The 24,885-nt window shown below is 62.5% G+C and carries 23 protein-coding genes and 1 pseudogene; 16 read left to right on the forward strand and 8 right to left on the reverse strand.

Going from position 1 to position 24,885, the window contains the following annotated elements; genetic code table 11:
- Positions 1-14 precede the first annotated feature (14 nt).
- The 4 genes from ACF8MI_RS11910 to ACF8MI_RS11925 are packed head-to-tail and all read right to left on the reverse strand — an operon-like array spanning position 15 to position 3,620.
- On the reverse strand, positions 15-917 hold the full coding sequence (locus tag ACF8MI_RS11910; protein WP_200929143.1) for a pyridoxal-phosphate dependent enzyme: 903 nt from the start codon (positions 915-917) through the stop codon (positions 15-17).
- Positions 914-2,125: an MFS transporter gene (locus ACF8MI_RS11915; protein WP_104833314.1), complete on the reverse strand. Its 1,212-nt coding sequence runs from the start codon at positions 2,123-2,125 to the stop codon at positions 914-916. The genes ACF8MI_RS11910 and ACF8MI_RS11915 overlap by 4 nt, the downstream gene beginning before the upstream one ends.
- On the reverse strand, positions 2,122-2,910 hold the full coding sequence (locus ACF8MI_RS11920; protein WP_060497860.1) for an alanyl-tRNA editing protein: 789 nt from the start codon (positions 2,908-2,910) through the stop codon (positions 2,122-2,124). The genes ACF8MI_RS11915 and ACF8MI_RS11920 overlap by 4 nt, the downstream gene beginning before the upstream one ends.
- Positions 2,907-3,620: a serine O-acetyltransferase gene (locus tag ACF8MI_RS11925; protein ID WP_060497861.1), complete on the reverse strand. Its 714-nt coding sequence runs from the start codon at positions 3,618-3,620 to the stop codon at positions 2,907-2,909. The genes ACF8MI_RS11920 and ACF8MI_RS11925 overlap by 4 nt, the downstream gene beginning before the upstream one ends.
- 171 nt (positions 3,621-3,791) lie before the next feature.
- Between ACF8MI_RS11925 and ACF8MI_RS11930 the strand changes: the two genes are divergently transcribed.
- From ACF8MI_RS11930 to pdeM, 7 genes and pseudogenes are all read left to right on the forward strand, one after another.
- Complete coding sequence (locus ACF8MI_RS11930) at positions 3,792-5,132, forward strand: PLP-dependent aminotransferase family protein (protein ID WP_060497862.1); 1,341 nt, start codon at positions 3,792-3,794, stop codon at positions 5,130-5,132.
- Positions 5,133-5,235: 103 nt separating this feature from the next.
- Entirely contained in the window at positions 5,236-7,677 is a 2,442-nt protein-coding gene (locus ACF8MI_RS11935; RefSeq protein WP_164524175.1) for a penicillin acylase family protein, read from the forward strand.
- 107 nt (positions 7,678-7,784) lie between these two features.
- Positions 7,785-8,801 carry a ligase-associated DNA damage response exonuclease gene (locus tag ACF8MI_RS11940; RefSeq protein WP_060497864.1) on the forward strand — a complete coding sequence of 339 codons (1,017 nt, stop codon included), beginning with the start codon at positions 7,785-7,787 and terminating at the stop codon, positions 8,799-8,801.
- On the forward strand, positions 8,798-10,456 hold the full coding sequence (locus ACF8MI_RS11945; protein ID WP_200929142.1) for an ATP-dependent DNA ligase: 1,659 nt from the start codon (positions 8,798-8,800) through the stop codon (positions 10,454-10,456). The genes ACF8MI_RS11940 and ACF8MI_RS11945 overlap by 4 nt, the downstream gene beginning before the upstream one ends.
- Before the next feature lie 100 nt (positions 10,457-10,556).
- Positions 10,557-11,672 (forward strand): succinylglutamate desuccinylase/aspartoacylase family protein, encoded by a 1,116-nt coding sequence (locus ACF8MI_RS11950; RefSeq protein WP_060497866.1) that lies wholly within the window; start codon positions 10,557-10,559, stop codon positions 11,670-11,672.
- 67 nt (positions 11,673-11,739) lie between these two features.
- Positions 11,740-14,190: pseudogene (locus tag ACF8MI_RS11955) on the forward strand (ligase-associated DNA damage response DEXH box helicase).
- On the forward strand, positions 14,187-14,837 hold the full coding sequence (gene pdeM, locus ACF8MI_RS11960) for a ligase-associated DNA damage response endonuclease PdeM (protein WP_060497868.1): 651 nt from the start codon (positions 14,187-14,189) through the stop codon (positions 14,835-14,837). Before ACF8MI_RS11955 ends, pdeM begins: the two are co-directional and overlap by 4 nt.
- Positions 14,838-14,843: 6 nt before the next feature.
- Here the strand turns inward: pdeM and ACF8MI_RS11965 are convergent, their stop codons facing one another.
- Both ACF8MI_RS11965 and dcd read right to left on the reverse strand, forming a co-directional pair.
- Entirely contained in the window at positions 14,844-15,071 is a 228-nt protein-coding gene (locus tag ACF8MI_RS11965; protein WP_200929141.1) for a hypothetical protein, read from the reverse strand.
- A 94-nt stretch (positions 15,072-15,165) separates the two neighbouring features.
- Positions 15,166-15,732, reverse strand: a complete 567-nt coding sequence (gene dcd / locus ACF8MI_RS11970) for a dCTP deaminase (RefSeq protein ID WP_003258001.1) — start codon at positions 15,730-15,732, stop codon at positions 15,166-15,168.
- 328 nt (positions 15,733-16,060) lie between these two features.
- On the opposite strand from dcd, the gene ACF8MI_RS11975 reads away from it, so the two are divergent.
- A complete protein-coding gene (locus tag ACF8MI_RS11975; protein ID WP_003254922.1) occupies positions 16,061-16,270 on the forward strand; it encodes a cold-shock protein in 210 nt (69 codons plus the stop codon).
- Between the two features lie 104 nt (positions 16,271-16,374).
- On the opposite strand, the gene apbC is transcribed toward ACF8MI_RS11975, so the two are convergent.
- Positions 16,375-17,469, reverse strand: a complete 1,095-nt coding sequence (gene apbC / locus ACF8MI_RS11980) for an iron-sulfur cluster carrier protein ApbC (RefSeq protein ID WP_060497870.1) — start codon at positions 17,467-17,469, stop codon at positions 16,375-16,377.
- Between the two features lie 159 nt (positions 17,470-17,628).
- Here apbC and metG point away from each other — a divergent pair, with 159 nt between their 5' ends.
- The 7 genes from metG (at position 17,629) to ACF8MI_RS12015 (ending at position 23,317) form a co-directional block, all read left to right on the forward strand.
- Positions 17,629-19,668, forward strand: a complete 2,040-nt coding sequence (gene metG, locus ACF8MI_RS11985; RefSeq protein WP_060497871.1) for a methionine--tRNA ligase — start codon at positions 17,629-17,631, stop codon at positions 19,666-19,668.
- Positions 19,669-19,757: 89 nt separating this feature from the next.
- On the forward strand, positions 19,758-20,306 hold the full coding sequence (locus ACF8MI_RS11990; protein ID WP_060497872.1) for an Rnf-Nqr domain containing protein: 549 nt from the start codon (positions 19,758-19,760) through the stop codon (positions 20,304-20,306).
- Complete coding sequence (locus ACF8MI_RS11995) at positions 20,303-21,277, forward strand: RnfABCDGE type electron transport complex subunit D (protein ID WP_104833320.1); 975 nt, start codon at positions 20,303-20,305, stop codon at positions 21,275-21,277. Before ACF8MI_RS11990 ends, ACF8MI_RS11995 begins: the two co-directional genes overlap by 4 nt.
- Positions 21,274-21,876 carry an RnfABCDGE type electron transport complex subunit G gene (locus ACF8MI_RS12000; protein ID WP_104833321.1) on the forward strand — a complete coding sequence of 201 codons (603 nt, stop codon included), beginning with the start codon at positions 21,274-21,276 and terminating at the stop codon, positions 21,874-21,876. The genes ACF8MI_RS11995 and ACF8MI_RS12000 overlap by 4 nt, the downstream gene beginning before the upstream one ends.
- Complete coding sequence (locus ACF8MI_RS12005) at positions 21,869-22,393, forward strand: Rnf-Nqr domain containing protein (RefSeq protein ID WP_104833322.1); 525 nt, start codon at positions 21,869-21,871, stop codon at positions 22,391-22,393. Before ACF8MI_RS12000 ends, ACF8MI_RS12005 begins: the two co-directional genes overlap by 8 nt.
- 4 nt (positions 22,394-22,397) lie before the next feature.
- Positions 22,398-23,036, forward strand: a complete 639-nt coding sequence (gene nth, locus ACF8MI_RS12010; protein ID WP_009684568.1) for an endonuclease III — start codon at positions 22,398-22,400, stop codon at positions 23,034-23,036.
- Between the two features lie 104 nt (positions 23,037-23,140).
- Positions 23,141-23,317 (forward strand): PA3496 family putative envelope integrity protein, encoded by a 177-nt coding sequence (locus ACF8MI_RS12015; RefSeq protein WP_012273877.1) that lies wholly within the window; start codon positions 23,141-23,143, stop codon positions 23,315-23,317.
- Between the two features lie 56 nt (positions 23,318-23,373).
- On the opposite strand, the gene ACF8MI_RS12020 is transcribed toward ACF8MI_RS12015, so the two are convergent.
- A complete protein-coding gene (locus tag ACF8MI_RS12020; protein ID WP_019096559.1) occupies positions 23,374-23,997 on the reverse strand; it encodes a response regulator transcription factor in 624 nt (207 codons plus the stop codon).
- A gap of 369 nt (positions 23,998-24,366) precedes the next feature.
- Here ACF8MI_RS12020 and ACF8MI_RS12025 point away from each other — a divergent pair, with 369 nt between their 5' ends.
- A complete protein-coding gene (locus ACF8MI_RS12025; protein ID WP_060497876.1) occupies positions 24,367-24,843 on the forward strand; it encodes a hypothetical protein in 477 nt (158 codons plus the stop codon).
- The last annotated feature ends 42 nt before the right edge of the window (positions 24,844-24,885 follow it).

Here is a 24,885-nt window from a genome sequence, read left to right on the forward strand (position 1 = left end):
CTGAGGGCCTTGGCCTATGCGGCCTTGCGCCGGGTCGCCCCCAGCAGGTCCTGGTACCACAGGCCGGCGTCATAGGCGATGGTCACCACAGTGGTCCTGGCATACCGCGGATGCTGGGCCATGCGCTGAGCAACAGCCAGGCAGGCGGCAGCGGTATTGCCCACGAAAATGCCACTTTGCATGTAGAACCAGCGCTGCGCAGCCAGCATCTCTGCGTGTTGTACCTGGGCCCGCTCGTCCACCAGCGACCAGTCCATGAAGGGCGGGCAAACCCCCACCGCCATGCCTTCGAAGCGATGGTCGGCAAACACACCTGTCCTTGAGTCACACCCACAGGGGTCGACCAACACCGTCGACACCTCGAAACCGTGATCTTTCAGCCCCAGCGTAATGCCCGTGAAGCTTGCACCCGTACCCGCACAGCCAACAAACAGGACTTCCCGCCCTGCCCCAGCGTTGGTCAGTTGCACGGCCAGCTCGCTGGCCGTCTGGTAACGGTGGGCCTCGATACCCACCGGGTTGTTGAACTGGTCGGTGTAGAAGTATGACTTGCCCAACGCGACCTGGTTATCCAGGTGGTGCATGACCACATCCTTGGGGGTGGCACCGGCCATCAGCATTTCCTTGCCGATCAGCCGGGCACCGAAACACTCGAGCAGATCCCGCTTGGTCTGGCTGAAGCTCAGCCCGACCGCCAGCTCCACCGCGACCTGGTACTTGTGACAGGCCGCCAGCAAGCCGAAGCCGAAACTGCCACCGGTTTTCTCGATGACGGTTGTCACACCGGGAATGATGTCGCCGTTGCTTACGGCATGCTCGACGATGCGCCGGGCCGCCCGGTATTTGTGGCTTCCCCCCGGGTTGTTCATTTCCAGCTTGGTGTAGATGCGATCGCTGACACTGATGAGCTCGCTCATTTGCGGCTACCTTCCATTGAAATATGCAGGCAGGCCTTGTTCTGCAGCAGGCCGGCAGTGGCAACCAGCAGCCCGATGCACAGGGCCATGCAGATGGCGTTGGTGCCATCCCAGCCGACCGTGCTCAGCAACAGCGAAGGGCTGAACGCGCCGAGGGTGGCGAAGATGGCAATGGCCAGGTCGTTCTTGCCCTGCATCTGCATCGCTGCCGGGCTGTTCTGCAGCGACTGGGCCAGCAAGGCGCCGCCGCCTACATACGTCAGGTTCCAACCCAGCCCGAGGGCAATCAGTGCCAGGGTCATCATGGCGTAGCTGTGCGACCAGATATTCAGGGCCGAGCAGCCGATCAGCAGGGCCAGGCCCGCGCAAATGGTGGTCCTGATACCCAACCGCTGGATGATCGCACCGGTGAAGAACGACGGAGCAAACATGGCAATCACATGCCACTGGATCGCCAGGCGTACGTCCGAGAAGTCCTCGTGCATGTGCTTCATGTGCATCGAGGCCTGGATCATCAGCAGGTTCATGATCCCGTAGCTCAGTGCAGCAACGCCCATTGCTACCACCACACTCGGGCTTAACGGCTCGGTGCGTGGGCGGGCCGACTGGGCGGCGCCGTTGACCGTGGTGGTCACACCGCCATCGTCTGGCAGGCAAAGGGCAATCAGCAGTGACAGCAGCGCCAGGCCGACAAACGCGGCATAACAGAGCGAAAACAGTGGATAGCCGCCCACATCTCGCAGCCACTCGGTAAGCGTCGGCCCGACCACCGCGGCGATGACGCCCCCCGCCACAACCAGGGAAAGGGCTTTGGGTTTCAGGGCCTGAGACAGATTGTCGGTGGCCGCGAAGCGGTTGAAGTTGGCGAAGGCGATATACACACCCAACGCAGAATGGCTAAGGACCAGGGTTGCAAAATGCTGGTGCTCCACAGCCAGAAAGCCGCTGACGCCCGACAATGCCAAAGGAATCGCGCCCAGCATGAAAGCCTTCTTGCGGCCGATGCGGCTCATCAGCCTGGAGACCGGGTAGGTTGCCAGCATCAGGCTCAGAAACTGAAACCCGTACGGCACCGTGGACCACGCGGCATCAGGCGCCAGCGCCGCGCCGACAATGGCGGCCATGGTCACGGACATGACCGCGGTGGTCAGGTTGATCGACTGTGCGGTGAAATAGAGGTACGTGCGCCGCGGTAACGTGCTGTTCATAGTGCGTGCCCGTGGTAGGTGGACAGGTCGATTTCGGCATCGGGGAACGCGCAGATCAGCCGTTCCTTACCTTTGCCCAGGCGTTTGCGCCTGACGCTCAGGCGCCCGATACGCCCTGGTGAATCGAGGTGTGTGCCACCGCACGGAATTTCGATGCCGTTGTAGGTCCACAAACGTGCGTCTTCCAGGCCCTCGACCGCGTAGTGCTCGATGGGTGCATCGCAGCCGATCAGTTCGTTGGCCCGCCGCTCTATTTCATCCACCTCTTCGGCCGTGAAAGCGTCCTCGACCAGGAAGTCGAAACGTGCCGAATCCTCTTTGATGTGGCAGCCGATGGTCCATTGCTGCAGCTCTTCACGCAGCCCGATAGCAGCGGCATACAGAAAGTGACTGGCACTGTGAGACAGCGTCAGCCGTTCGCGCCGTTCGATATCGATGGTGATGCGGGCCGGCATGCCTGGCGTGACGTCATCCAGCAAGTGCAGGTCATCAGGGTGCAGGCTGTGAATAATGATGCCGCCCAGTTTCCCGCCCTTGAAACCTTCGAGGCGAATCGGGCTGCCATACAGTTTTTTCACCCAGACAAACCGCACAGTTCCCACCGGTAATTCAATGGTGCCGAAGTCCGCTTCCTGGCCGCCACCTTCCGGGTAAGCCACGGTACTCTGCAATTCAATGCCATCACTGTGCACGCGTGCTACTTGCGTATCAACGCCGGCCAGGTACTGGTCTTTGTAATACAGCTTTTCGGTATTGCGTAACACTTCATAGTTCAGAGCGCTCATGATTCCAGTACCACCTGCAATGATGTTTTAACCTGTACCCGGGCAGCAGCGGGAACATCTTTGGTAATAATGCAGCCCGGCCCGATAAATGCGCCGTCACCCACATGGATAGCGCCCAGCACACTGGCGAACGCGCCGATTTGTACCCGGTTGCCCAAGGTCGGGTGCCTGGGACTTGAAGGGTTGCCGCTGATACCACGGGCGCCCAGGGTGACGCCGCCCAGCACGTAGCAATCGTCACCAATGGTCGAGGTTTCGCCTATGACGGTGCCCATGCCGTGATCGATGATGAAGCGCGCGCCAATACGGCTGCGGAAGTGGATCTCCGCCCCGGAGAGCATTTTGCCGCGCCTGGAGATCATGGCCGCCAGGCATTGACCGCCGGCACCATAGGCAGCAGCGGTATTGGTGTAGATCCAATGGGCGAGCCGATAATGCAGAACGGCAGAATAAGAGGTGTACGTTCTTGCAATGAATACCAGGTCGCGGCCAGCTGCCGGATCTTTCAGGGCAAAGGCCTGCAAATCGGCATGGGCTTGTTCGGTGACACACTGAATAACCGAAGTTTCTTTTAACGCTTCGAATTCTTCAACTGAACAACACTCCAACAGCGCCGATGTAACAAGGTTCCTTACAACCTTGAATGTTTCCGGTTCATCAGGCACAGGTAGCCTGGCAATGACGGCTGATTGCATATCCATAGAGTGCATGGGCTCGATATCCAGTTGTCTGGTTGAACAGACGCTTAAGGTGTTGCCTTTGCGGGCAACCAACACTTCCGACAAGGGAATAGTGGCATGTACTGGCCATTTGAAAACGAACAGTCGACAAGCATTTCCGTTAACTGTTAGGCTTTTTTTTCTAACGGTTTGAGACCTGCCATGAACGCCAGCAGCCTTCATCACCAGTTAAGACAACGCCTGGATGCAGGGGAGTGGCTGCCCGGGCAGCGCATGCCCTCCATCCGGAAACTGACGGCTGCGGTCGACTTCAGTTACCACGACGTTGTTTCGGCCTACGCCCAGCTGGTCAGCGAAGGTGTGTTGACGGCTTCACCGGGCAGGGGCTACTTCGTCGCGACCCGGTCACGGCAAACCAGTGTGATCCACGAGCCCGACTGCATGGCGGGCGACCCGCTCTTCAAGCTGCTGCAAGGTGGCCAGCACTACACCAAGCTGGGCAGCGGCTGGCTCCCCCCCGCCTGGCGTGACACCGAGCTGCTGGCCAAGGCCATTCGCCGCACGGCGCGGCTGGAGCAAAGTTCGCTGGCCGAATACGGCGACATCCAGGGCTACTTGCCCATGCGCAAACAGCTGTGCGTACACATGAAACGGCTGACCCGTGTCGATGTTCGCCCCAACCAGTTGCTGACCACACTGGGCGCTACACAAGGCCTGGACCTGGTTGCGCGGCTGCTGATCAAGCCAGGCGACCACGTTTTCGTCGACGAGCCGGGTAACGGCAACCTGATCAAGCTGATCCAGCTGGCGGGCGGGCACGTTGTCGGCATACGGCGAACCCAGGACGGGCCGGACGTGGAAGAGATGAAAACCTACTTGGCCAGGCACAAGGTCAAGGCATTTTTCTGCAACAGCACCTTCCACAACCCGACCGGCAGCAACATCAGCCCGCACAACGCCTTCAGCGTCCTGCGCCTGGCGGTAGAGCACGAGTTCTTCGTGGTCGAGGACGATGTGTATGGCGACTTCAGCCCGGCCGTACGCCAGACCTTTGCCGAACTGGACAACCTTGACCGGGTTATCTACATCGGCAGTTTCTCCAAATGCCTGTCAGCATCGCTGCGCGTGGGTTTCATCGCCTGCTCCCAAGACCTGATCGAACCGCTGACACGCCTGAAACTGCTGACCTGTGTTGCCGTACCGGCGTTTTGCGAACGCTTTGTCAACACCATATTGTCGGATGGCACCTATGCCCGGCACATGAATGATGTGCAGCAGCGCCTGATCAGGCAGCAGGTCCAGACCCAGCGGCTTCTGATCGAGCGAGGCTGGCAGTTTGAAATCGCACCGCAAGGGGGGATGTTCCTCTGGGTCTACCACCCGGACCTGCCAGACCTGCAACCGCTGGTGCGCAAACTGGAACAAAACAAGATCCTGCTGATGCCCGGCTCGGCGTTCGCCGTTACCCGTGACTACCGGCGCTATGCCCGCATCAATTGCACGCACTTTTCCGAGACGTTGGCAGACCACTTCAACGTTTGAGGCAGCGCTGGCAAATAAACCGACCTGGGACCTTGCATGGCGCCTGCGCGCTTACTACCTTAGCGCCTTTCGAAACCCGCCACGCCTTGCAGGAGCCCTTGTCATGGCCGCCCCCGCCTTTCCTCCCTTCCGCCCGCGGTTCGCAACCGCTGCCACGCTGCTCGGCATGCTCGGGCTGGCCGGCTGCCAGACGGGCGGCTACCAGGACAGCGTGCCACCGACCCGTGGCGTGCAACCGCTCAAGGGCCTGGCGCAGAATGTTTCAGTACGCCGCAATGCCATGGGTGCGCCACTGATCGAAAGCAGCAGCTTCCATGATGCGCTCTTCAGCCTGGGCTATGTGCATGCCGGAGACCGCATCGAGCAGATGGTCGCCATGCGCCTGCTGGCCCAAGGCCGCCTGGCCGAACTGGCCGGCAGCGAAGCGCTGGACATCGACCGCCTGATGCGCGCGGCCAACCTCAAGCAAAGCGCCGCCCAGCAGTACGCCGACGCCTCGCCACGGCTCAAGCGCTTTTTCGAAGTGTACGCACGCGGGGTCAACGCCTACCTGTTCCGCTATCGCGACAAGCTGCCGGCCGGCCTGGCCAGCAGTGGCTATCGCCCGGAATACTGGAAGCCCGAAGACTCGGCGCTGATCTTCAACCTGTACGCGTTCAGCCAATCAGTGAACCTGCAGGAAGAATTGAGTGCCCTGACCCTGGCGCAGAAAGCCGGCAGCGACAAGCTGGCCTGGCTGCTGCCAGGCGCCCCGGACGAGCCATTGGCCGAAGGCGAGGTGGACAAGCTCAAGGGCCTGAACCTGGCCAGTCAGCTGCCTGGCCTGCCAGCGCTGGCAGCCGCCAGCCAGAAACTGGCCGACCTCGACCTGCTCGGCAGCCCGGGCTCGGCCAACCTGGCCCTGGCCCCGCAGCGCAGCCGCAGTGGCAAGAGCCTGCTGGCCAGCGACAGCCGCGCTGCCTGGGCCCTTAGCCCGATACAGATCCACACCAGCAAATACCAGGTTGCCGGCCTGTCGTTGCCGGGTTTGCCGATCGTGCTGGCCGGTTACAACGGCAAACTGGCCTGGAGCAGCAGCGCCGTGATGGCCGACAACCAAGACCTGTTCCTGGAACAACTGCGTCGTCAAGGCAGCCAGCTGAGCTACCTGGCCGACGGCAAATGGCTGCCGGCCCGCGCCCGTAGCGAAACGTTCTTCATCCGAGGCCAGCGCCCGCTGCGCGAGGTGATGTATGACACCCGCCACGGCACCCTGCTGTCCCAGCCAGACAACGCCAGCCTGGGCCTGGCGCTGAACCTGCCGCAGTTCAAGGGCGACCGCAGCCTGGATGCGCTGTTCGACCTGACCCGGGCCAGGAATGTGGAACGCGCCTTCGACAGCACCCGCGAAGTGACCGCTGCGGCCCTCAACTTTGTCTTCGCCGAGCCGGAGCACATCGGCTGGCAAGTCAGTGGCCGCTACCCCAACCGCCGCGAAGGCCAGGGCCTGCTGCCCTCGCCGGGCTGGGACGGGCGCTACGACTGGGACGGCTATGCCGACCCGATGCTGCACCCGTACGACCAGGACCCCACCGCTGGCTGGATCGGCCACGCCAACCAGCGCAGCCTGCCGCGCGGCTACGGCATGCAGCTGTCCAGCACCTGGTACTACCCCGAACGCGCCGAACGCCTGGCCCAGTTGGCCGGCAATGGCCGTCACGACAGCCGCAGCCTGATGGCCCTGCAGAACGACCAGGTAACCCTGCTGGCCGACAAGCTCAAGCAGATGTTCGACGCCCCCGGCATGGCCCAGCCCTTGAAGCAGGCGATTGATGCCCTGCCCGCCGCCCAACGGGACAAAGCCCGCGACACGCTGGCCCGTCTCAAGGCCTTCGATGGCCGCCTGAGCCCGGTGTCGGCGGATGCAGCGCTGTACGAGCTGTTTCTGCAGGAGGTAACGCGGCAAACCTTCCTCGACGACCTGGGTCCGGAATCCGGCCCGGCCTGGCAGGCGTTCGTGAGCAATGCCCGCTTGTCGTTCTCGGCCCAGGCCGATCACCTGCTGGGCCGCGACGACAGCCCGTTCTGGGATGACCGCAACACCCCACAAAAAGAAGACAAGCCTGCCATTCTCGCCCGCAGCCTGGCGGGAGCAATGGACGCCGGGATCGCGCAACTGGGCGCCGACCGCCGCGCCTGGCAATGGGGCAAGCTGCACCAGTACCGCTGGCCAGCACCGGCCTACCATGGCCTGGGCGAAGCCATCAGCCGCTCACCGCTGGCTGCAGGTGGCGACTTCACCACCCTGGCCCTGACGCCATACGCCTGGGGCAGCGACTTCGACACCCGCCTGCCGGCCTCGGCGCGGATGATCGTCGACTTCGGCCAGGCCGAACCCTTGCAGGTGCTGACCAGCAGCGGCCAGTCCGGTAACCCGGCAAGCACGCACTACAGCGACGGGCTGGATGCCTGGTTCAAAGGCCGGTTCATGAGCCTGCCGCTGCAGCAGCAGAACTTCGGGCGGGCGTATGGCAGCCAGCGGCTCACGCTGGTACCTGGCAAATAACGGGCATCGCCTGTTTTGGGGCTGCATTGCAGCCCCAGCCATTTCCGGTCGAACTTCCTTCCTCCTGCATGGCTCATAACTGGTAACTCCAAACCAGCGCCCGCGCCATGGACCTTGTCATCGCCCGCCCCGAAGGCCTCTACTGCCCGCCCGGTGATTTCTACATCGACCCTTGGCGGCCCGTGGACCGCGCCGTGATCACCCATGGCCACGGTGACCATGCACGTACCGGCAATGGCCATTATCTGACCGCCAGCCCAGGTGCAGGCATTCTGCGTAGTCGGTTGGGCCAGGGCATCGATTTGCAGACCCTGCCCTACGGTGAGCGCCTGCTTCACCATGGGGTGACCCTGAGCCTGCACCCGGCCGGGCACGTGCTGGGTTCGGCACAGGTGCGCCTGGAGTACCAAGGTGAAGTCTGGGTCGCGTCCGGTGACTACAAGGTAGAGCCCGATGGCACCTGTACGCCTTTCGAACCCGTGCCGTGCCACACCTTCATCACCGAGTCGACGTTCGGCCTGCCCATTTATCGCTGGCCCAGCCAGGCTGAGGTCTTTGCCGACATAAACGCCTGGTGGCGGGCCAACAGCAACCAGGGCAAGGCCAGCGTGCTGTTCTGCTATGCCTTCGGCAAGGCCCAGCGGATTTTGCATGGGCTGGACGCCAGCATCGGGTCAATCCTTGTACATGGCGCCGTCGAGCCGCTCAACCGGGTGTACCGGGACGCCGGTATCCACCTGCCCAAAACCCTCTACGCCGGGGATATACCGCGCAACGACCCACTGCTGCGCCAAGCGCTGGTCCTGGCCCCCCCGTCGGCCAGCGGCAGTAGCTGGATGCGCCGCTTCGGCGAGTACAGCGATGCCTTCGCCAGTGGCTGGATGCTGCTGCGCGGCACCCGCCGGCGGCGCGGTGTGGACCGGGGCTTCGTCCTCTCGGACCATGCCGACTGGCCCGGCCTGCTGTGGGCAATCGGCCAGACCGGCGCCGAACGGGTGATGGTCACCCACGGCTCGGTCAACGTGCTGGTGCGCTACCTCAACGAACAAGGCCTCGATGCCCGCGCCTTCGCCACCGAATACGGCGACGAAGACGACGTCGTCACGGCCGAACCCACACCATGAAAGCCTTCGCCACGTTGTACCTGCGCCTGGATGCGACCACGTCCAGCAACGCCAAACTTGAGGCCCTGCGCGACTATTTCGCCAATGCCCCCGCCGAGGATGCCGCCTGGGCCGTGTACTTTCTGGCCGGCGGGCGCCCGCGCCAGCTGGTGCCCACTCGCGTGTTGCGCGCACAGGCAACGGCTCAGGCCGGGTTGCCGGACTGGCTCTTCGAAGAAAGCTATCAGGCAGTGGGTGACCTGGCCGAAACCATTTCGCTGTTGCTACCCATACACGCCGATGGCAGCGATGAAGGCCTTGCCACCTGGGTGGAGCAGCATTTGCTGCCCCTGCGCGGGCTACCGCCTGAGCAGGTGCAGCAGCGCCTGCAGCCGCTCTGGGCGCAGCTGGATCGCCCCAGCCTGATGCTGTGCCTGAAGCTGATCACCGGCAGTTTTCGCGTGGGCGTATCGAAGTTGCTGGTCACCCGCGCCCTGGCGCAACTGGCCGGGCTGGACGCCAAGCGCGTGGCCCAGCGCCTGGTCGGTTACACCGACATTGGCCATCGCCCTACCGCAGCCAGCTACCAGAAGCTGATCGCCCCGGAGTCCGCCGATGAGCATCGCCAGCGCGGCGGCCAGCCCTACCCATTCTTCCTGGCCCACCCGCTACAAGCCTCTACCGATCAGTTCGATACCCTGCTCGGGCCGCCAGGCAACTGGCAAATCGAGTGGAAGTGGGACGGCATTCGCGCCCAGGTGGTCAAGCGCGAGGGCCAGCTGTGGGTGTGGTCGCGCGGCGAAGAGTTGGTGACCGAGCGCTTCCCCGAACTGCACACCCTGGCGCAGACGCTCCCCGATGGCGTGGTGCTCGACGGCGAGATTCTGGTCTGGAAACCAGGTGATACGGGGGCTGAACTGGCCGTGCAGCCTTTTGCCCTGCTACAGCAGCGCCTGGGGCGCAAAACGCTGGGCAAGAAATTGCTGACCGACGCGCCGGTGGTGTTGCAGGCCTACGACCTGCTGGAGTGGCAAGGCGAAGACTGGCGCAACCGGCCGCAGCACGAGCGCCGCAGCCAACTGGAACGCTTGGTCGATGCGCACCCGCTTGCCCCCGTGCTGCTGTCGCCGCTGCTGACAGGCCCGGACTGGGCCGACCTTGCCCACCAGCGCGAACAGTCGCGCAGCCTGGGTGTCGAGGGCCTGATGCTCAAGCAGCGCGAGGCCCTTTACGGCGTGGGGCGTACCAAGGATATGGGTACTTGGTGGAAGTGGAAGATCGACCCGTTCAGCGTCGATGCCGTGCTGATCTATGCCCAACGCGGCCACGGCCGGCGTGCAAGCCTGTACAGCGACTACACCTTCGCCGTATGGGACGCACCGGCCGGCACCCCGGGGCGAGCATTGGTACCCTTTGCCAAAGCCTATTCGGGGCTCAGTGACGAAGAAATGCGCAAGGTCGATGCCATTATCCGCAAGACCACGGTGGAAACCTTCGGCCCGGTACGCAGCGTAACGCCTACGCTGGTGTTCGAACTGGGCTTCGAAGGCATTGCCTTGTCCAGGCGCCACAAGAGCGGTATTGCCGTGCGCTTTCCGCGCATGCTGCGCTGGCGGCTGGACAAGCCGGTGGAAGAGGCCGATGACCTGGCCACCTTGCAGGCACTGCTGGCCTGAAAAGGTGGCGACTCCATTGAGGCGCAACGCTGAAAACTATGCTTCTATCAGTGTGCCGACCTGTGTCGCAGACCGTATTCGCCACGCATCCAGGACCACCATGCACCATTCAACCCACGACCTGCTCTCACCCGTTCCGGGCATCACCCGCCAGTTGCACAGCTTCCACTTCGGCCCTCGCAGTGGCGGCAAAGTCTATATCCAGGCCTCCCTGCATGCCGACGAACTGCCCGGCATGCTGGTGGCATGGCACCTCAAGCGCTGCCTGACAGCACTGGAAGAACAAGGCCGCCTGCAGCGCGAGATCATCCTGGTGCCGGTGGCCAACCCGGTCGGCCTAGAGCAAGTGCTGCTGGATGCACCGCTGGGGCGCTTCGAGCTGCAAAGCGGCGAGAACTTCAACCGCAACTTCGTCGACCTGTCGGACAGCATCGGCGACCAGATAGAAGAACACCTTACCCAGAACCCGGCGCACAACGTCGAGCTGATCCGCGAATACCTGCGTCGTGGGCTGGACGCGCACCCGGCCCGCACACCGCTGCAAGCCCAGCGCCTGATCCTGCAGCGCCTGGCCTGCGATGCCGACATGGTGCTGGACCTGCACTGCGACTTCGAGGCGGTCGAACACCTGTACACCACACCCGATGCCTGGCCACACATCGAGCCGCTGGCCCGCTACCTGGGCGCCCAGGCCAGCCTGCTGGCCACCGACTCGGGCGGGCAGTCGTTCGATGAGTGCTTCAGCCTGGTCTGGTGGCAGTTGCAGCAACGCTTCGGCAAGCGCTTCCCGATCCCGCTGGGCTGCTGCTCGGTAACTGTAGAACTGCGCGGCCAGGCCGATGTCAGCCATGACCTGGCCAGCAAAGACTGCCAGGCGATACTCGACTTCCTTACCCACGCGGGCGTTATCGAAGGCGCCAGCCCTGCCCTGCCACCCTTGCCCAGCCCGGCCACGCCGCTGGCTGCTGTCGAACCGGTAGTGACGCCACTGGGCGGGTTGCTGGTGTATCACGCCAAACCCGGACAGTACCTGGAAGCCGGGCAGTTGATTGCCGAAGTCATCGACCCGCTCAGTGATCGGGTAACGGCAGTGCGCAACAGCCAACCGGGCCTGCTATATGCCCGCAGCGTAAGGCGCATGGCCACTTCTGGTATGGTCATCGCCCATGTTGCTGGCGAGCAGGTATGTCGCAGTGGCTACCTGCTGGGCAACTGATTCGGTAAAACCATTGCACCTGGCGGGCGGTCTGTAGAAGCACAGCCTTCGAAGGACCACTCGCCTCATGCCCGCTGCCACCGACCTTGCCAATGCCTGGTTTGCCAGGCGTGGCTGGAAGCCATTCGCTTTCCAGCGCCGCGTTTGGGCTGCTGTGGCACGCGGCGAATCCGGCCTGCTGCACGCCAGTACCGGTGCCGGCAAAACCTACGCCGTGTGGCTCGCCGCGCTTCGTGCGTTCAAGCCCCAGCCCCAAGGCAGCCAACCGGCGCCATTGCAGGTGGTGTGGGTGACGCCCATGCGCGCCCTGGCTGCCGACACCGCACGCGCCCTGCAGGTGCCCGTGGATGAACTGGCGCTGCCGTGGAGCGTTGGGGTACGCAGCGGTGACACAGGCAGCGCCGAACGAGCCCGACAGGCTCGGCGCCTGCCAAGTGTGCTGGTCACCACACCCGAGAGCCTGACGCTGCTGCTGACGCGCGCGCAGGCCCGCGAAGATTTCGCCACCCTGCGGCTGGTGGTGGTGGATGAATGGCACGAACTGCTGGGTAACAAGCGCGGGGTACAACTGCAGCTGGCCCTGGCCCACCTGCGCCACTGGCATGCAGGCCTGCCGACCTGGGGCCTCTCCGCCACCCTGGGCAACCTGCAACATGCGCTGGACGTTCTGCTGCCGCAAGGCGGCCTGCTGGTACAGGGCCGACAGGACAAGGCGCTGCAAGTCGACACCTTGCTGCCAACAGCGATCGATCGCTTCCCCTGGGCCGGGCACATGGGCCTGAAGATGCTCGACCAGGTCAGCCGGGAAATCGAGGCCAGTGCCAGTTGCCTGGTGTTCACCAACACCCGCGCCCAGGCCGAGCTCTAGTACCAGGCCCTGCTTGAAGCCCGCCCTGACTGGGCCGGGCTGATCGCCCTGCACCATGCCTCGCTGGCCCGCGATACCCGCGACTGGGTGGAACGTAGCCTCAAGCAGGGCAGCCTGAAAGCGGTGATCTGCACGTCCAGCCTTGACCTTGGCGTGGACTTTCTACCCGTGGAACGGGTGCTGCAAATCGGCTCGGCCAAAGGCATCGCCCGCCTCATGCAACGGGCCGGGCGCTCCGGGCACGCACCGGGGCGGCGCTCGCGAATCACCCTGGTACCTACCCACAGCCTGGAACTGGTGGAGGCAGCTGCAGCCCGACAAGCACTGATGGCCGGGCACATCGAAGCCCGCTGCTCGCCGCAACTGTGCATGGACGTGCTGGTGCAGCACCTGGTCAGCATGGCCTTGGGCAGTGGCTTTCGACCCAAGCAGCTACTGGCCGAAGTGCGCAGCACCTGGGCCTTCCGCACGTTGCGCGACAGCCAGTGGCAGTGGGCGCTGGACTTCGTCTGCCACGGTGGCAGTTCACTTTCCGCCTACCCGGATTACCAGCGCGTCGAGCCCCAGCCCGACGGCGTTTACCGGGTTGCCAGCGAACGCCTGGCACGGCGCCACCGCATGAGCATCGGCACCATCGTCAGCGACGCCAACCTGCAACTGAAATACTGGAGCAAGGGCGGCGGAGGCAAGACGCTGGGCAGTGTCGAAGAAGCGTTCATCGCCCGCCTGCGTCCCGGCGACACGCTCGTGTTTGCCGGGCGGGTGCTGGAACTGGTACGCGTGGAAAACATGACCGCCTATGTGCGCCGCAGCACCGCACGCAAGGCTGCGGTGGCACGCTGGAACGGTGGGCGCATGCCACTATCGAGCGAACTGGCCGATGCCCTGGTCGAGCAGCTCGATTCTGCGGCCCATGGCCGCTTTGACGGCCCGGAGATGCGAACCGTGCGCCCGCTGCTGGCGTTGCAGGCACAGTGGTCGGCGTTGCCAACCACCGGCACGCTGCTGGCCGAGACTTTCAAGTCCCGCCAGGGCTGGCACGTGTTCTTGTACCCCTTTGCCGGGCGCCTGGCCAACCTGGGCCTGGCCAACCTGATTGCCTGGCGGGTCAGCCGCGTACAACCGCTGTCGGTATCGATTGCCGTCAACGACTACGGGTTCGAACTGCTCAGCCCTGCACCGGTGGACTGGACAACGCACCTGCCAAAAGCGCTGGGTACCGAGCACTTGCTGGAAGATGTGCTGGCCAGCCTGAATGCAGGGGAAATGGCACTGCGGCGTTTTCGCGAAATTGCCCAGATTGCCGGGCTGGTGTTTGGCGGGTACCCAGCGGCACAGAAGAGCACTCGACAGATCCAGGCATCCAGCGGGTTGTTCTATGAAGTATTTCGCAAGCATGACGCCGGTAACCTGCTACTCGGCCAGGCACGGGACGAAGTGCTGGGCGAGGAGCTGGAGATCGAGCGGCTGCGTCGGCAATTGCTGAAAATGGCCAGCCTGAAGCTGGACCTGCAGGTATTGAAGCGACCGGGGCCGCTGGCCTTCGCTTTACTGGTAGAGGGCATGCGCGAGACGCTGAGCACCGAGAAGCTGGCAGACCGGATTGCGCGAATGGTTGCAGAACTGGAACAAGCGGCAGGCAAGGCATGAGTCACCAGCCCATCGAACACGCAGGCCAGGTGCTCTGGCTGCTTGCCGACAAGGCCATCTATTGGCCCAGCCGCCGAGCATTGCTGGTGGCCGACGTACACATCGGCAAGGCTGCCAGCTATCGTGCCCTGCACCAGCCTGTGCCGCGAGGCACCACAGACGCAACGCTCACCCGGCTGGATGCCTTGCTGGCAGCCCATGACTGCGACCAGCTGATCGTCCTCGGGGACTTCCTGCATGCACGCACTGCCCGGGCGCCAGCAACGCTGGCCAGGCTGCATGCGTGGCGGCAGCGCCACGCGCACCTGAACATTGTACTGATACGCGGTAATCATGATCGTAACGCAGGCGATCCACCTGCATCGCTTCGCATTGAGGTCAAGGACGAGCCCTGGATACTGGAACCTTTCGCGCTCCAACACGAACCAGCACCTCACCCGGCTTACCCAGTGCTGGCCGGCCATGTGCACCCGGTCTTTGTGCTACGCGGCACGGCCCGCCAGCGCCTGCGACTGCCGTGCTTCCTGATCGACGCTCACGTCAGCCTGCTGCCGGCATTCGGCGAGTTCACCGGCGGCTGGAAGATCGCGCCATCCGGCACCAGCCGGGTATACCTGGCTGGTGCCGGGCGCGTCTGGCCGCTGTAACGGCGCTCAGGCGACAGGTACTGGCGGCGGCTCATCCGGCAAGGTCGGCTCGCCCGGCTCCATGGGTGGCCTCTCGCCAGGCTCTGGGGGCCGCGGGGTATCGGGGTCAGGCTGATGGGGCACGCCCCCCGCCTGCATGGGCAGCGGGTGCGCCAGCAATGACCAGGGCAACAACCCCACGTGGTTGGGCTGCAGGCCTGCCAGCTTGGCACTGATTGCGGGATGGAGTTTCATTGGCTGCTCCTGACGAAAGCCGATGCACATCATGCGCACCGGCGTTACTTTGTTGGAGTGCCAAAGGCGCGAGTAATTCCCCGCGCTTGTCGGCTCAGGTACGCGGCAGGGTGACGCCGCGCTGGCCCTGGTATTTGCCGCCACGGTCCTTGTAGGACACTTCGCATTCTTCGTCAGACTGAAGGAACAGCATCTGTGCCACGCCTTCGTTGGCGTAGATCTTCGCCGGCAGCGTGGTGGTGTTGGAGAACTCCAGCGTCACGTGGCCTTCCCACTCGGGCTCGAGCGGGGTGACGTTGACGATGATGCCGCAACGGGCGTAGGTGCTCTTGCCCAGGCAAATGGTCAGCACGTCACGCGGAATGCGGAAGTATTCGACGGTGCGCGCCAAGGCAAAAGAGTTTGGCGGGATGATGCACACGTCGCTCTTGATGTCGACGAAGCTGCCGGCATCGAAGTTTTTCGGGTCGACGGTAGCCGAGTTGATGTTGGTAAACACCTTGAATTCGTCGGCGCAGCGGACATCGTAGCCATAGCTGGAGACGCCAAAGGAGATCACCCGGCTGTCTTGTTCGCCGCGCACCTGGCGCTCGACGAACGGTTCGATCATGCCGTGTTCCTGCGCCATGCGGCGAATCCACTTGTCCGATTTTATGCTCATGGCGGGGGTGTCCTGAAGAGTTGCGTGGTGAAAATCGTGACGCGCATCTTACCGGTCCCGGCGCCCAGGTTAAAGTTCTATGCCTCATCCCGCGCCGGGCGGGGGCTGCAGCCGCCGTCGATCCGAATTTGCTTAAAGCGCCTTCTGACCATTGGCAGGTTGCGGAAAGTGGGGTAAGGTGGCGCCACTGTGCTGCACGTGACACCGAGAATCTCTAGTTTGATGCACGATCCTGATCGGCCCATCGCTGAATTTTCTGCTCTCTTTGCGCTCAGTCCCGGGCAGGGTTTTTCCTGACCGTTATCAAATTGTCCAAGGAGACAGAAAAATGTCCAACCGTCAATCCGGTGTTGTTAAGTGGTTCAACGATGAGAAAGGCTACGGCTTCATCACCCCTCAGTCGGGCGACGACCTGTTCGTGCACTTCAAAGCCATCCAAGCTGACGGCTTCAAAACCCTGAAAGAAGGCCAGGCTGTTACTTTCGTCGCTACCCGCGGCCAGAAAGGCATGCAGGCTGAAGAAGTTCAAATCGCCTAAGTCGATCTAGCTTCTAGCTTTCAAAAAAACCCGCCTTCTGGCGGGTTTTTTTATGCCTGCCTGAAAAACCGAGTTACCCGCGAAGCAGGCAACTCGGTTTCAGGTCAGTCTTCGCTGATGGTAATGCTCGGCATCGCCGGCGCCGCCGCCTCTTGCAGCACAATCCGCGCACCCACCTGGCGGGCCAGCTCCTGGTAGACCATGGCAATCTGACTTTCCGGCTCGGCAATCGCCGTCGGCTTGCCGCTGTCGGCCTGTTCGCGGATCAACATCGACAATGGCAACGACGCCAGCAGGTCAACGCCATACTGGCTGGCCAGTTTCTCACCGCCGCCTTCGCCGAACAGATGCTCGGCATGGCCGCAATTCGAACAGATGTGCACGGCCATGTTCTCGACCACGCCCAGCACCGGGATGTTGACCTTGCGGAACATCTCCACACCCTTCTTGGCATCCAGCAACGCCAGGTCCTGCGGCGTGGTGACGATCACCGAGCCCGCCACCGGCACTTTCTGCGCCAAGGTCAGCTGAATGTCGCCGGTACCCGGCGGCATGTCGATGACCAGGTAATCCAGGTCATTCCAGGCGGTCTGGGTGACCAGTTGCAGCAGCGCACCGGAAACCATCGGGCCGCGCCAGACCATCGGTGTGTTGTCGTCGGTGAGGAAGGCCATGGACATGACCTCCACGCCATGGGCCTTGATCGGCACAAACCACTTCTGCTCGCGAATCTGCGGGCGGGTGCCTTCGGCAATACCGAACATCACCCCTTGGCTAGGGCCGTAGATATCGGCATCGAGAATACCCACCCGTGCGCCTTCGCGGGCCAGCGCCAGCGCCAGGTTGGCCGCAGTGGTCGACTTGCCCACACCGCCCTTGCCCGAGGCCACGGCGATGATGTTCTTGACGTTGGCCATGGCCGGCACCTGGGCCTGGGCCTTGTGAGCGGCGACCACGCAGTCGATCGATACCTGGGCGCTGCTGACGCCCTCAAGGTTGCCGATGGCCGTCTGCAATACCTGGGCCCAACCATTCTTGAACAAAGCGGCGGCATAGCCCAGCTGCAATTGCACGCTGACCTGCCCGCCCTGGATGTCGATGGCGCGCACGCAACCGGCGCTGACCGGATCCTGGTTCAGGTAGGGGTCGGTGTACTGGCGAAGCACGCCTTCGACGGCGGCACGGGTGACGGCACTCATGGAGACTCCCATTGGCAAACTGAATGTGAAACAGGCGCCTATCCTAACCCGTCAATCGTCAGTAGATGCGCATGCGGGGTGAAATATCTTCGCCAGCCCTTTATAGTGGCCGATCACCCTTAATTTTTACCCCGTAGCCAGATAAGTAGCCGAGCCACCATGTCCGAGCCACGTCAGATTCTCGTCACCAGCGCCCTGCCCTATGCCAATGGATCCATCCATCTAGGCCATATGCTCGAGTACATCCAGACAGACATGTGGGTCCGCTTCCAGAAAATGCGTGGCAACCAGTGCATCTATGTCTGCGCCGACGACGCCCACGGCTCGGCCATCATGCTGCGCGCCGAGAAGGAAGGCATCACCCCGGAGCAACTGATCGCCAACGTCCAGGCCGAGCACAGTAGCGACTTCGCCGATTTCCTGGTGGATTTCGACAACTTCCACTCTACCCACAGCGAAGAGAACCGCGAGCTGTCGGGCCTGATCTACACGCGCCTGCGTGAAGCCGGGCACATCGCCACCCGTTCGGTAACCCAGTACTTCGACCCGGAAAAGGGCATGTTCCTGGCCGACCGTTTCATCAAGGGCACCTGCCCCAAGTGCGCGGCGGAAGACCAGTACGGCGACAACTGCGAAAAATGCGGTGCCACCTACGCGCCTACCGAGCTGAAGAACCCCAAATCGGCGATCTCCGGGGCCACCCCGGTGCTGCGTGACTCCCAGCACTTCTTCTTCAAACTGCCAGACTTCCAGGCCATGCTGCAGCAGTGGACCCGCAGCGGCACCCTGCAGGACGCGGTAGCCAACAAACTGGCCGAATGGCTGGACTCCGGCTTGCAAGAGTGGGACATCTCCCGCGATGCGCCGTACTTCGGCTTCGAAATCCCCGGTGAACCGGGTAAATACTTCTACGTGTGGCTGGACGCGCCAATCGGCTACATGGCCAGCTTCAAGAACCTTTGTGCACGCCGCCCGGAACTCGACTTCGATGCGTTCTGGAACGAAGGCTCCAAGGCCGAGCTGTACCACTTCATCGGCAAGGACATCGTCAACTTCCACGCCCTGTTCTGGCCAGCCATGCTCGAAGGTGCCGGTTTCCGCAAGCCGACTGCCGTCAATGTGCATGGCTACCTGACCGTCAACGGCGCGAAGATGTCGAAATCGCGCGGCACCTTCATCAAGGCCCGTACCTACCTCGATCACCTGCAGCCGGAATACCTGCGTTACTACTACGCAGCCAAGCTGGGGCGTGGCGTCGACGATCTGGACCTGAACCTGGAAGACTTCGTGCAGAAGGTCAACTCCGACCTGGTGGGCAAGGTCGTGAACATTGCCAGCCGCTGCGCCGGCTTCATCCACAAAGGCAACGAAGGCGTGATGGTAAGCGGTGATGCCGCGCCTGAGCTGACCGAAGCCTTCCTGGCTGCCGCTCCGTCCATCGCCGAAGCCTATGAAGGCCGTGACTTTGGCCGCGCCATGCGTGAAATCATGGCACTGGCCGACCGCGCCAACGCCTGGATCGCCGACAAGGCACCGTGGTCGCTGGCCAAGCAGGAAGGCAAACAGGATGAAGTGCAGGCCATTTGTGCCCAGGGCATCAACCTGTTCCGCCAGCTGGTGATCTTCCTCAAGCCGGTACTGCCGGTGCTGGCAGCAGACGCCGAGGCGTTCCTCAACGTTGCCCCGCTGGCCTGGAGCGACCACCTGTCGCGCCTGGAAAACCATAAACTGAACCCGTTCAAGGCCTTGATGAGCCGCATCGAACCGGCCAAGGTCGAAGCCATGGTCGCCGCCAGCAAGGAAGACCTGCTGGCTGCCGAAGCCAAGGCCCCGGCCGGCAACGGCGAGCTGACCAAGGACCCGCTGTCGGCAGAAATCGAGTTCGACACCTTCGCTGCCGTCGACCTGCGCGTGGCGCTGATCGTCAAAGCCGAAGCCGTGCCGGGCGCCGACAAACTGCTGCAACTCACCCTGGACATCGGTGACGAGCGCCGCAACGTGTTCTCCGGCATCAAGTCGGCCTACCCCGACCCGTCCAAACTGGAAGGCCGCCTGACCATGATGGTCGCCAACCTCAAGCCCCGGAAAATGCGTTTTGGCGTATCCGAGGGCATGGTCATGGCTGCCGGCCCTGGCGGTGAAGAAATCTACCTGCTGAGCCCGGACAGCGGCGCCAAGCCAGGCCAGCGCATCAAGTGACACCCCCTGCCCCGGCCCTCGTGCCGGGGCAGTTTCTTCTGCGCCTTGATTACCGGACAATCACCCGCATTCCCGGCTATCGTCATCTCATGAGCGATTACCTTCTGGTCCTGATCGGCGCCGCGCTGGTCAATCACCTGTGCCTGTTGCAGCAGCCAATCCCCCGGCTGAACCTGCATGTGCATGGCCTGGCCTGCGCTCTTTGCATTGCCTTGGGCACGATCGGCGCACACTTGCTGATGCGGGGGGTACTTGCCCCGCTGCACATCCCCGACCTTGCCCTGTTCCTGTTATTGCACTGGCTGGCACTGCTCGCCTGGGGCTTGCCGTGGCTGCTGGGCAAGTGGCGCCCGGCCTGGCCCGTAGTCGGGTTGCCAGCGCTGCTGTCGAGCAATGCCGCAGTGCTGGGGCTCGCCCTGCAGCAGGCAGGCGATGACAGCGCCTGGCCCTCGACGCTGCTGCAAGGTTTACTGGCGGGCGGCGGCTTCTGGCTGGCACTGGTGTTGTTCGCCGACTTGCGCCAGCGCAGTGCCCATGCCGATATCCCCGGCGCACTGCGCGGCCTGCCGCTCGAGTTGATCGGCGCCGGGGTGATGGCCATGGCATTTTCTGGCTTTAACGGTATGTTCGGACAATGATCAGCCAGCCCGATCCGCGACTGCGCACGAGTATGGGCCTGGTCCTGCTGGCCTGTTTGCCTGGCCTGCTGGCGTTGTTGTGGTTGCATGGCTGGGGCATGCTGCTGAACCTGTTGCTAAGTGCCACCGCCGCATTGCTGTGCGAAGCTGTGCTGCTGGCGTTGCGCGGCCAACCGCTGAGCACGGCGCTAGGCGACGGCAGCGCACTGGTAACCGCCGTGCTGCTGGCGGCCGCCCTGCCCACCCTGGCCCCGTGGTGGTTGCCGGTGGTCGCGGCAAGCGTTGCCATCGGTTTCGGCAAACAGGCCTTTGGCGGCGTCGGACGCAATCCGTTCAACCCGGCCATGGTCGGTTATGCCTTCGTGCTGCTGAGCTTCCCCTTGCAGATGAACCATTGGCCGGGGCAACCCCCAGGCCTGTTCGACAGTTTGCAGCAGGTATTCACCGCAGGCGAACAGATCGACGCCTGGGCCCGGCCGACGTTGCTCGACGGCCTGCGCCACAACCGCAGCCTGACCATCGAGGAGCTGTTCGCCAGCCATCCAGGCTTCGGCAACATCGGCGGGCGCGGCAGCGAATGGGTCAACCTGGCATTCCTGCTCGGCGGCCTGTTCCTGTTGCAGCGCAAGGTGATCAGCTGGCATGCACCACTGGGCCTGCTGACAGGGCTGTTCGTGTTCAGCCTGCTGGGCTGGAACGGCTCTGGGTCGGACTCCAACGGCTCACCCTTGCTGCACCTGTTCTCCGGCTCGACCATGCTGGCAGCCTTTTTCATTGCCACCGAGCCGGTGTCGGGGCCCAGGAACGAACGGGCCAGGCTGTACTTCGGCCTGGGTGCCGGGCTACTCATCTACCTGATTCGCACCTGGGGCAGCTACCCGGATGGCACCGCGTTCGCCGTCCTGCTGATGAACCTCATGGCACCAACGCTTGAACGCCTTGCGGCAAAGCCCCAACAGGCCGCCCGATGAAACGCCTGACGCATGATGTGAGCCTGCTGGTGCTGATTGGGGTATTGGCAGTGTCCGCCACGCTGGCATGGCGGCACTTGACCGGCCCAGCCATCACCGGTGCCGAGAAGCAACTGCAAAGCCGTCAACGGCTGGCCGTGCTGCCCGAGGGCAGTTATGACAACCAACCGTTGGACAGCTCGCTCGCGAAGCCCGAGGCGCAGCGGCCCAACAGCCGCATCCTGGCGGCTTACCGTGCCACGATGGCAGGCAAACCAAGCGCGATCGTCCTGGTCACTCAAACCCAAGGTTATGCCGGACCCATCGTACTGAGCGTAGCCATCGCCACAGATGGCCGCCTGATCGGCAGCCAGGTCATGGAGCAACAGGAAAGCCCCGGCCTGGGCGCACGCCTGGGCGACCCGCAGTTGCACTGGCTGGGGCAGTTCGACAACCGCCATCAGGGCGACCATTGGGCGCTGAAGCGGGACCAGGGTGACTTTGACCAACTGGCCGGCGCGACCGTGACTTCACGGGCGGTGATCACCGCGCTGCAAGAGGCGCTGAGCTATTTCGATGAGCAGCGCAGCGCACTGCTGGAGGGTGCGGCACATGAATAGGTTTTGCCTGCTGGCCGTAAGCCTGACACCCCTGCTGGGTGCGACCCGAACGCTGCATGAGGGCATCGCCATTGGCCTGTGCGCAGTCGTGATGGGCAGCCTGCATCAGCTTTTGCTGACACCGCTGCGCCAGCGCCTGGCCAGCTGGGCCTATGTGCCAGCCAGCCTGCTGATGCTGGCAGCCTTGGCCAGTTGCCTGCAAATGGCCTTGCGCGCAGGGTCGCTGCCTTTGGCACTTGCCCTGGGCCATTATCCTGCCCTGCTGTGCCTGCAGTGCCTGGCCTGCGATCATCTGCTGCCCGATCAAGGCCGCTGGCGCATGCTCGCCGGGTATTTCTGTGCGGTATTTGCCCTCTGCCTGGTGCTCGGCGCCAGCCGCCAATGGCTGGCCAACGTTGCCAACCTGCACGTGGCCAGCCTGGCCCCGGGCGCCCTGCTACTGCTCGGACTGCTGCTGGCCTTGTACAATCGCTTGCGTCCGGGCCCTGCCCACCCACGTCGTCAAGGAAAGCTTTGATTTCATGAATGCCGCCAAACGCCTGGAGATTTTTCGCAGGCTGCACGAAGACAACCCAGACCCGAAGACAGAACTGGCCTACACCACCCCGTTCGAGCTGCTGGTCGCCGTGACACTGTCCGCGCAATCCACCGACGTCGGCGTCAACAAGGCCACTGCCCGCCTGTTCCCCGTCGCCAATACGCCCGAGGCCATCTATGCCTTGGGCGTTGAAGGCCTTAGCGAGTACATCAAGACCATCGGGCTATACAACAGCAAGGCCAAGAATGTCATAGAGGCCTGCCGGCTGCTGATCGAACGCCACGGCAGCCAGGTGCCACAAACCCGCGAAGCCTTGGAGGCGTTGCCCGGTGTGGGCCGCAAGACCGCCAACGTGGTGCTCAACACAGCGTTCCGCCAACCGACCATGGCGGTGGACACCCACATCTTCCGGGTGAGTAACCGCACGGGTATTGCGCCTGGCAAAACGGTGCTGGAAGTGGAAAAGAAACTGGTCAAGTTCGTGCCAAAAGATTACCTGCTCGATGCCCACCACTGGCTGATCCTGCACGGGCGCTACGTATGCCAGGCGCGCAAGCCAAGGTGCGGCAGTTGCAGGATCGAAGATTTGTGCGAGTACAAGCACAAAACCTCCGACGATTGAGGCAATAGCTGGAAACCCCTCACCACGATTGAAAAAATCTTTTTTACCGGCGTCTGCTTTCTGGTTATAAGGACGGCCAATGGCCCCTTGGCTTGGAGCGACTCATGAGTACCGATAAAGACGACCTGTCGATCGAAGATGATTTTGTTGCCGCAGACGACGACGCGGAGCCTCAGGTGGAAACAGCAAAGACCAACCTGAGCAAACGCCGCACCATCGATAACATGCTGGAAGAACGGCGCCTGCAAAAGCAGTTGGCCGATTTCGACTACGACCTGTAAAGCCAGACCTGTAGCCTTGGCAAAGCCTCCTGACTGGAGGCTTCAAGGCTTGGCAGTCAGTTCAGTCCTTGCCGCTGCGCCAACTCGATCAGGTCGACCAGCGACCGTGCATTGAGCTTGAGCAGCAGCCGCGACTTGTAGGTACTGACCGTCTTGTTGCTGAGGTACATGCTGTCGGCAATCTCCTTGTTCGAACGCCCTCGCGCCAGTTGTTGCAGCACCGTCATTTCACGCGCGGAGAGGCGATTGACCATGTCCACCTCGCTTCCCGCCCCCCTGCCACGTGACGCATGCAAGGCCTGGTTGGGGAAGTAGCTGTAACCCGACAACACTGCCTTGATGGCGCTTAACAACTCGGTAAGTTCCTGCTGCTTGCACACGTATCCCGCAGCGCCCGCCTGCATGCAACGCATCGAGAAGTTGCCCGGGGCCTGCGATGTCAGCACCAGGACCTTGCTAGCCGGGCTGAACGTCGTCATGCGGGCGATCACCTCCAGGCCATCCAGTTTCGGGATCCCGATATCCAGCACCACGATATCCGGCAGGTGTTGCCGAGTAAGCTGCAGCGCAGCCACCCCATTATCGGTCTCCGCCACGACGTCATACCCATGCCGCTCCATCAGCATGCGTACGGCCAGGCGTATGACCGGATGATCATCCACGATAAGCACTTTATTCATGCGATATCCATTCATTCATTGTTTTGCTTTGGCACGCCACGATAACCGACAGGACGCTTGCTGGCGCGGCGATTTACTGACGAAACTCATGGACAGACAAAACTTACAACACTTACAGAAATTTCCTACACTTCAAGACCAAGGTTGTAACAAACGCGTTCCTTAGTACCAAAACAACGGTATCACCCGCCTGCAAAAACGCACCAGTTGAAAACTGAACATCTGCTGGCGAAACGTCCAACTCAAACGCGCTGAAAAAACAAAGCCGAGTGGCTTTATGTCGATTATTCCTCACCGGGAAAACAATCCAGTCTTTAGTTGAGTATCGCAGTAAGGTAATGATGGGCAAAACCGCTGGAGATGGCCGACATGACCCAAGCACAACCTGTTGCCCCGCTGACGATCATTGCCATCTTTGCGGGGATTATCGAAGCCTCCGCCCTTGCCACACTGCCTTTTCTCAGCGAGTCCAGCCAAAAGCTTTACACCTGGTTCCTGGTAGGCTTTCCGTTCTTTCTGACGGCACTGTTTTTTCTCACGCTCAACTTCAATTACAAGTCGTTCTACAGCCCGCCACCAAATAAGATGGCACTCGACAAAACCCCAGCTCTGAGCAGTGTCATCAGTGATGCCCCTGAGGCGGCGCAAGGCGGGCCTGTCACGTTCATGTTTTCCGGCCCCGACGCCTATCGCATGATGGAACAACAACTCCTGCATGCACTTGCCCAACCGCCCGTGCCGCCCCGAATATGGCGCTTTTGCAACCTGGACAAACGTCAATGTGCGCAGCTGTCGATCAGTGCGCTCGAGGGCGATGTTGTGAGCCAACACAGTTCAATGCCCTGACTTTTCTGCACGCAAAAAAAACCCCGGCTTAAGCCGGGGTTT

Source organism: Pseudomonas sp. yb_9, assembly GCF_043103635.1.
In the GTDB taxonomy this organism is placed as follows: Bacteria; Pseudomonadota; Gammaproteobacteria; order Pseudomonadales; family Pseudomonadaceae; genus Aquipseudomonas; species Aquipseudomonas monteilii.